The sequence below is a fragment of the Kitasatospora sp. NPDC057542 genome, from assembly GCF_042801945.1.
Classification (GTDB): Bacteria; Actinomycetota; Actinomycetes; order Streptomycetales; family Streptomycetaceae; genus Kitasatospora.
The window spans coordinates 1-7,894 of the sequence record NZ_JBHVFE010000425.1; the positions used below are offsets into that span (position 1 = coordinate 1).

The 7,894-nt window shown below is 76.0% G+C and carries 4 protein-coding genes; all 4 read right to left on the reverse strand.

Annotated elements, in window-relative coordinates:
- Positions 1–34: 34 nt before the first annotated feature.
- Complete coding sequence (gene cobA, locus ACFU7Y_RS35205; RefSeq protein ID WP_224282104.1) at positions 35–1,282, reverse strand: uroporphyrinogen-III C-methyltransferase; 1,248 nt, start codon at positions 1,280–1,282, stop codon at positions 35–37.
- 103 nt (positions 1,283–1,385) lie between these two features.
- Positions 1,386–5,183, reverse strand: a complete 3,798-nt coding sequence (gene cobT, locus ACFU7Y_RS35210; protein WP_380770804.1) for a nicotinate-nucleotide--dimethylbenzimidazole phosphoribosyltransferase — start codon at positions 5,181–5,183, stop codon at positions 1,386–1,388.
- A gap of 482 nt (positions 5,184–5,665) precedes the next feature.
- Positions 5,666–6,922 carry a precorrin-6y C5,15-methyltransferase (decarboxylating) subunit CbiE gene (gene cbiE, locus ACFU7Y_RS35215; RefSeq protein WP_224279897.1) on the reverse strand — a complete coding sequence of 419 codons (1,257 nt, stop codon included), beginning with the start codon at positions 6,920–6,922 and terminating at the stop codon, positions 5,666–5,668.
- A gap of 150 nt (positions 6,923–7,072) precedes the next feature.
- Positions 7,073–7,738, reverse strand: coding sequence for a GNAT family N-acetyltransferase (locus ACFU7Y_RS35220; protein ID WP_224279895.1), 666 nt, complete (start codon positions 7,736–7,738; stop codon positions 7,073–7,075).
- Positions 7,739–7,894 lie beyond the last annotated feature (156 nt).

Here is a 7,894-nt window from a genome sequence, read left to right on the forward strand (position 1 = left end):
AGTCGGACCAGCCGACTTCCCACTCCACGTGTGCCTACTTCCGGAAGGCCGCGGCCAGCACGTTGACGACGTCGCCGACGACGATGACCGCCGGGGGCTTGACACCCTCGGCCTCGACCACCGCGGCGACGGTGCCGAGGGTGGCGTCCACCCGGCGCTGGGCGGCGGTGGTGCCCTCCTGGACGATCGCGACCGGGGTGTCCGCCGACCGGCCGTACTCGACCAGCCGGGCGGCGATCGCACCGATCTTGTCCACGGCCATCAGCAGCACCAGGGTGCCGCTCATCTTCGCGGCGGCCTCCCAGTTGGTGAGCGAGCGCTCGTCGTCCGGGCCGACGTGGCCGGAGATCACGGTGAACTCGTGCGTCATGCCGCGGTGGGTGACCGGGACGCCGGCCGCGGCGGGGACGCTGATCGAGCTGGAGATCCCGGGCACCACGGTGACCGGCAGCCCGGCCTCCGCGCAGGCCAGCAGTTCCTCGCCGCCGCGGCCGAAGACGTACGGGTCGCCGCCCTTGAGCCGGACCACGAACTTGCCGGCCTTGGCGTGCTCGACCAGGGTGCGGTTGATCGCCTCCTGGGCCATGAACCGGCCGTACGGGATCTTGGAGGCGTCGATCACCTCCACGTGCTCGGGCAGTTCGGCGAGCAGTTCGCGCGGGGCGAGGCGGTCGGTGACGACCACGTCGGCGTCGGCGAGCAGCCGCCGGCCGCGCACGGTGATCAGGTCCGGGTCGCCGGGGCCGCCGCCGACCAGGGCCACGCCGGCCCCGTGCGAACGGTACTGGCGGGCGGCCAGCGAGCCGTCCCGCAGGCCGTCCACGATGGCGTCGCGCAGGGCGGCGGAGTGGCGCGGGTCACCGGTGAGGACGGCGACGGTGGCGCCCGCGTCGCGCCCGCTGGCCGGGGTCCAGGCAGTGGCCGCCGCGGCGTCGTCGCTGCGGGAGCAGAACACCCGCTCGCGCTCGGCCTCGGCGCTGACCGTCTCGTTGACGACCGGGTCGTCGGTGGCGACCAGGGCGTACCAGGTGCCGGCCAGGTCGCCGTCCCGGTACGGGCGGGCGTGCCAGGTGAGCTCGCCGGCGTCGGCCATGGCCTGGACGGCCGGGGTGGTGGTCGGCGATATCAGGTGCAGGTCGGCACCGGAGGCGATCAGGGCGGGCAGCCGCCGCTGGGCGACCTGGCCGCCGCCGACCACGACGACGCGGCGGCCGGCCAGCAGCAGGCCGACCGGGTAGGGGGTGCGGCCCTCGGTGCTCGGGTGCGGGGTGGGCGCGGTCATCGGCGGTGCTCCTGATCGGGGGGTGAGGGTGTGGGGACGGTACGGCACCGCTCCGCGGTCCGGCGCGCCCTCGGGCCGGTCCGCGGAGCGGTGACGGGGTGCGTCAGGCCTTCTCGGTGACCCCGGCGGAGTCGAAGGTTGCTACATCGTGCATCGCCCGGGCCGCGCTCTGCACCAGCGGCAGGGCCAGCAGGGCACCGGTGCCCTCGCCGAGCCGCAGGTCCAGGTCGATCAGCGGGCGCAGACCGAGCTTCGCCAGTGCGGCCTGGTGGCCGGGCTCGGCGGAGCGGTGGCCGGCGATGCAGGCGGCCAGCACCTCGGGGGCGATGGCCTTGGCGGCCAGCGCGGCCGAACCGGCGATGACGCCGTCCAGGACCACCGGGGTGCGCAGCGAGGCGGCGCCCAGCAGGAAACCGGCCAGGGCGGCGTGCTCCAGGCCGCCGACGGCGGCGAGAACGCCGACCGGGTCGCTCGGGTCGGGCTGGTGCAGGGCCAGCGCGGCGCGGATGACCTCGATCTTGCGGGCGTGGGTCTCGTCGTCGATGCCGGTGCCGCGGCCGGTGACCTCGGCCGGGTCGAGGCCGGTGAACACCGAGATCAGGGCGGCCGAGGCGGTGGTGTTGGCGATCCCCATGTCGCCGGTGACCAGCGCCTTGTTGCCCGCCGCGACGAGGTCGCGGGCGGTCTCGATGCCGACCTCGATGGCCTTGAGGGCCTCCTCCCGGGTCATCGCCGGGCCCTGGGTCATGTCGGCGGTGCCGGGGCGGACCTTGCGCGGCAGCAGGCCGGTGGCGCGGCCCTGCTGGACGGCGTCCGGCAGTTCGGCGGCGACGCCGACGTCGACCACGCAGACCTCGGTGCCGATCTGCTTGGCGAAGGAGTTGATCACCGCTCCCCCGGCCAGGAAGTTGCCGACCATCTGGGCGGTCACCTCCTGCGGCCAGGGGCTGACACCCTGGGCGTGCACGCCGTGGTCCCCGGCGAAGATCGCCACGCAGGCGGGTTCCGGGATCGGCGGCGGGCACTTGCGGGACAGGCCGCACAGCTGGGCGGAGATGATCTCCAGCATGCCGAGCGAGCCGGCCGGCTTGGTCATCCGCTTCTGCCGGTCCCAGGCCTCGCCGAGCGCCTTGGCGTCCAGCGGGCGGATGCCGCGCAGGGTCTCGGCGAGCAGGCTCTGCGGCTCCTCGCCGGGCAGCGCGCGGTTGCCGTACTGCTCCTCGTGGACGACCCAGGACAGCGGGCGCTTCTTGGCCCAGCCCTGCTGCTCCAGCTCCGGCTCGTCCGGGAACTCGTCGACGAAGCCGACGCACAGGTAGGCGACGACCTCCAGGTGCTCGGGCAGGCCGAGCTCGCGGACCAGTTCCTCGTCGTCGAAGAAGCTCACCCAGCCGACGCCCAGGCCCTCGGCGCGGGCGGCCAGCCAGAGGTTCTCGACGGCCAGGGCGGCCGAGTACGGGGCCATCTGCGGCTGGGTGTGCCGGCCCAGGGTGTGCCGGCCGCCGCGGGTGCGGTCGGCGGTCACCACGATGTTGACCGGGGTGTCGAGGATGGCCTCGATCTTGATTTCCTTGAACTGCTTGGCCCGGCCCTTGGGCAGCGAGTCCGCGTACGCCTCGCGCTGGCGCTCGGCCAGGGCGTGCATCCGCCTGCGGGTCTTGGCCGAGCGGATCACCACGAAGTCCCAGGGCTGCGAGTAGCCGACGCTGGGCGCGGTGTGGGCGGCCTCCAGGACGCGGATCAGCACCTCGTGCGGGATCGGGTCCGGGCGGAAGCCGTTGCGCACGTCTCGGCGCTCACGGATCACCTGGTGGACGGCCTCGCGGCCGGCCTCGTCGTAGCCGGGAGCGGCCGGGCCGCGCGGCTCGGCAGGCTCCTCGGGCTGCTGCTCCTGAGCCTCCTCGGCGACGGGCTGCGCGTCGGCGGGCTGCTCCTCGGAGGCCTCGGTGGCCTCCGGGTTCCCGGCGGCGGGCTGCTCCGCCTGCGGCTGCTCGGCGACGCCCTCGGCCGGCGTCTCGGCGGGCGTCTCGGCGGCGGGCTCCTGGACGGACTCGGCCTCGGCAGCGGGCTCCGCGACGACGGCCACGGGCTCGGCCTGCGCCTGCTCGGCGGCCGGCTCCGCGGGGGCCTCGGTCTCCGGGGCGGCGGCGGGTCGCTCGGCGACGCCCTCGGCGGGTGCGCCCTCCTCCCCGACCGGCTCGGCTGCCTCGGCGGCGGGCTCCTCGACGGTTCCGGCGGGCTGCGCCGCCTCCGTCTCGGGAGCGGCCTGCTGCTCGGGAGCGGCCTCGGCCGGAGCCTCGGCGACCGGCTCGGCAGCGGCGGTGGCGGTCTCGGTGGGAGCCTCGGCCGTCGGTTCCGCAGCCGGCTCAGCAGGCGCCTCGGCCTGCTGCTGCGGCTGCTCGGCCTCGGCGGCGGGCTCGGTGACGGCCTGGCCGGAGGGCATCTCCCCGGTACCCGCGGCGGTCTCGGCGGCCGGCTCGGCAACGGCCTCCGGCGCGGTCTCGGCCGGATGGGACTGCTCGGCGACCTCGACGACCTCGGCAACCGGGGCGGCCTCGACGGCCTGCGGCGCGTCGGCGGCCGCTATGGGCGCGGGCTGCTGCGGGGCCGCCTCCTCGGCGACCGGAGCCTGCTCGGGGGCCCCGACCTTGGGCAGGCCGTGCGGGGTGGGCGCGGCGAGGAAGGCGGAGATCCGGCGCGGCTGACCGGCCGGGGCCGCTGCCTCGGGCTGCTCGACGGGCACGGCGGCGGCGTCGGCGGCAGCACCCTCGGCAGCGACGGTCGCGGCGTCGGCGGGCGCGACACCAGCGGCCTCGGCAACGACCGTCCCGGCGACGGCGGGCTCGGCCACCGGCTGGGCGGTCTCGGCCGGGACCGGCTCGGCCGCGACGGCCTGCGGCGCGACCGCGACGGTCTGGGGGGCCGTCACGTCCTGAGCGGGCTGGACCGCGGCGGCCTGGACGGCCTCCGGAATCTCGACGACCTCGATCACCTCGATCGCCCCGACCGTCTCGACGGACAGCACGGCCTCGATCGGCTGCGCGACCAGCGGCACCTGCTGGGCCTGGTGGAAGTCCTGCGCCTGCGGCAGCTGCTGCCCGTCCACGACCGGAACCCCCGGGGCTGCCGGAGCGCCCGGCGCCACCGGGACGGCCTGCGGCGCGGCGGCCGGAGCCGGGGCGGCGGCCTCGGCCATCGGCGGGCGGCCGACCACCGGGATGCCGTGCGCGGGCGTGCCGCCCTGCGAGGGGCCGCGATCGGCCAGCGAGCGGACCGGCACCTGGCCGGTCATCAGCGAGGGGTCCGGAATCGGCGGACCGGCGTGCAGCGGCCGGCGCGGCTGCTGAGCCTGCGTCATCGGCTGCTGCGGCTGCATCTGGACGGGCTGCTGCTGGACGGCGTGCTCGGCACCGAGCACCGGCGGGTCCACCGGCGGCCAGGAGGGTTCGACGGGTGTGCCGTCCTGCTGCGGCACGAGCGGCACCTGCTCGGCCGGGACGGCCGCCGCCGGCTCGCCCCAGGAGCCCTGCGGGCCGGGCATCAGCAGCACGTCGTCATCGTCGTCCAGGCCGTCCGGCGTGTCGGGCTGGTCGAGGAAGTGGAAGGCCGGACGCGGGGCGCCCTGGTCGACGGCCCAGCCCTCGCCGGGGTGGCCGGGCTGGGGCACACCGGGAACGCCGTAGCCGTGCTGGCCCTGCGGCGGGACGACGCCCGCACCCGGGGGCATCGCACCGGGGACCCCGCTGATCGGGGCCGCCGGGTTGGGGATCGCACCGCCGTCCGTCGCGACGCCCTGGACGGGTGCAACGCCCGCGACGCCCTCCGGTCCGCCGAGCGGGTCCGGCCCGGCGTGCAGGTGCTCGGGCAGTCCCTCGCCCGGGACGTGGCCGCCATCGGTCATTGTCAAAGCTCCTTCCAGGCCGCTGCCGCGCCCTCGGCGACACGATCACCGATCGCAGCGCCCATCCGCACGGGCCGAACCAGCACCGGCCCGCCCCTAACCACACGCGGCCGCCGCGCCGTGGCGCTGCGGCCCAAGTCCATCCGGCGCACTGCGGCACCCCGGCCCGGCGCACCGCCCGTACGGGGCGGCACATCGTCTGAAACAACGACAGGCCGGAGCAACCGGCACGACCGCACCGGACCCTACGGCATTCTCCAGGTCCGACACGCGGCCCGTCGAATTGCCCACACTCCGAGCGGAATCGGATTGCACCACGTCAAAAAGGTGACAAACCGACCGAATCGGGTGGGTCGCCGACCGATCAGCCGACCAGGACGTCACACTACCGGCCCGGCGCGGTCACCTCTCGAATCGGTGTCCGGATGCGACCTGGATCACCGTCGACGCCACCGGACGGCCCCGGTGCACGCCCACGGCCTTCACACGATCTGCTCACCCCAGAGCACCAGCGCGCCGGTTCCGCCCGCCCCCAGCGTCAGCCCGTCACCCTCCCCCACCGGCCGCAACGGGGTCGCCTGGAGCAGCGCGCCGTCCGCCCGGTAGCCGGCCCCGGCGATCGCCCGGCGGACCTCCTGCGCCTCGGTGAGGGTCCGGGGCAACGCGACGAACCGCTCCGGCCGGCGGGCCAGCACCGCGCGCACCACGTCGAGGCCGCCGGACTCCACCACCGCCGCGTCCGGCTCCGGCAGGCCGCCCAGCACCTCGGGGCCGCTCCCGTACACCGCCTCCACCTCGACACCGTAGCGGCGGGCGTTGACGGTCAGCCGGGCGCAGGCGGAGCGGGAGCCCTCGACCGCGACCACGGCGGCACCGAACCGGGCCGCCTCCACCGCGAGGGCTCCGCTGCCGGCGCCGACCGACCAGACCAGGTCCCCGGGGCGTGCACCCAGACGGGCCAGGACCAGGGCGCGCACATGGGCGGGCAGTGCTTCCGGCGCGCCCGATTCGCCCTCCGCGCGCCCGGCGCCCGCGTAGGCGTCACCCGGGAGCGCCCAGCCGCGTTCCGCGCCGGGGTAGCCCACCGGGCGCCCGGCGAGCCAGCCGGCCGCCTCGTCCACCGCCCCGGCCTGGGCGCCGCCGCCGATCACCAGCACCACGTTGGGGTCGCGCCACACGTGGTCGGCGATCCGGTCGGAGGTGAGGACGGTGACGTCCTCGTCGGGGGTGCCGAGGGCCTCGCAGACCACGAAGGTCCGGTGCACCCCGCGCAGCATCAGGGCGAGTTCGGCGGGCCCGGCGCCCGGCGCGGTGAGCACCGCGACCTTGGGGTGGGCCCGGCAGATGTTGGCCGCGCGGCGCAGCCGTCCGCCGTGCGCGCTGACCACCTGGGCGTCCTCCCAGGGCATGCCGGCCCGGGCGAAGGCGGCGGCCACCGAGGAGACGGCGGGCAGCACCTCCAGTTCGAGGCCGTACTCGGGGCGGCGCAGGGTGCGCACCACCCCGAAGAAGCCCGGGTCGCCCTCGGCGACCACGACGGCGGCGCCGCGGTGCTCGGCGATCCTGCGGGCGGCCTGCTGGATGTTGCCGAGAGTGATCCGCTCGGCGGACTCCGGCACCGGGAGTGCGGTCAGTTGGTAGGGGGCGCCGGCCACCAGGGTCGCCGCGGCCAGGGCCGCGCCGGCGGCCTCGGTCAGCGGGGTGCCGTCCCACCCGATGACCGTGATCCGGTCAGCCATCTGCGGCCGTTCTCCCTCGACTCGGTGCACCACTCGATCCGCCGTCGTGCGGCGCCGGTGCAGAGGCTACCGGGTGCGATCCCCCGGAAGCCGACATCTCGCACACATGTCCGCGCCGGGTGAACAGCAGACGGGCGGGGGCGGCGGCGCTCAGTCGCGCAGCACGTAGCGGTGGTTGCCGTGCCAGCCGTCGCGCTGCACCTCGGGCGACTCCAGGTCCTCCGGCAGCAGGCTCCACAGGATGAGGTCGCTGCGGCTCTCTCCCCCGGCCCGGCGGCTGGGAGGTTCCCCCACGGCCACCTCGCCGGACTCCCCGCGGACTATCCAGGCGCTGCGCAGCACGCCCTCGCTGATGCCGCCGATCTTCTGGGCGACCTGCTGGGCGGCGGTGTTCCCGGCGGCGGTGCGCAGCTCCAGGCGCAGGAAGCCGCGGTCCTCGAACAGCCACTGGGCGACGCCGAGGACGGCCTCCGGGGCGTAGCCCTCGCCGCGCGCCCAGACGGCGGTGACGTAGGAGATCTCGGTGCTGCGCAGGCGCCAGTCGGTGTTGCGCAGTTCGACCAGGCCGACCAGGCGCTGGGTCAGGTGCTCGGTGACGGCGAAGACGATGCCGCGGCCGGCGGTCCGGTGGGCGGGGGCGAGGGTGCGGGCGAGCTCGGCCGCGTACTCCTCGGTGAAGGGGTGCGGCAGGTCCGTCCAGGCGAGCACGAGGTCGTCGGCCATCATCGTGGCCAGGCCGGGGGCGTCGTCCTCCGCCAGGGGCCTCAGCAGCAGCCGTTCGGTGCTGATGGCGGTCTCGGGGAAGCTCGCTGCCATGCCGTCTCTCCTCGCCGGGTCGTGAACACAACACCGTACGCCTCCGTCGTGCCCCGGGTGCCACGCGGTGCGCTGCCCGCACGACGGTACGTCAGAACGCGGTCGGCCGGAGTGTCCCTGCGCATACTGCCCGACCGGGCCCCCGCCGAGGTGCGG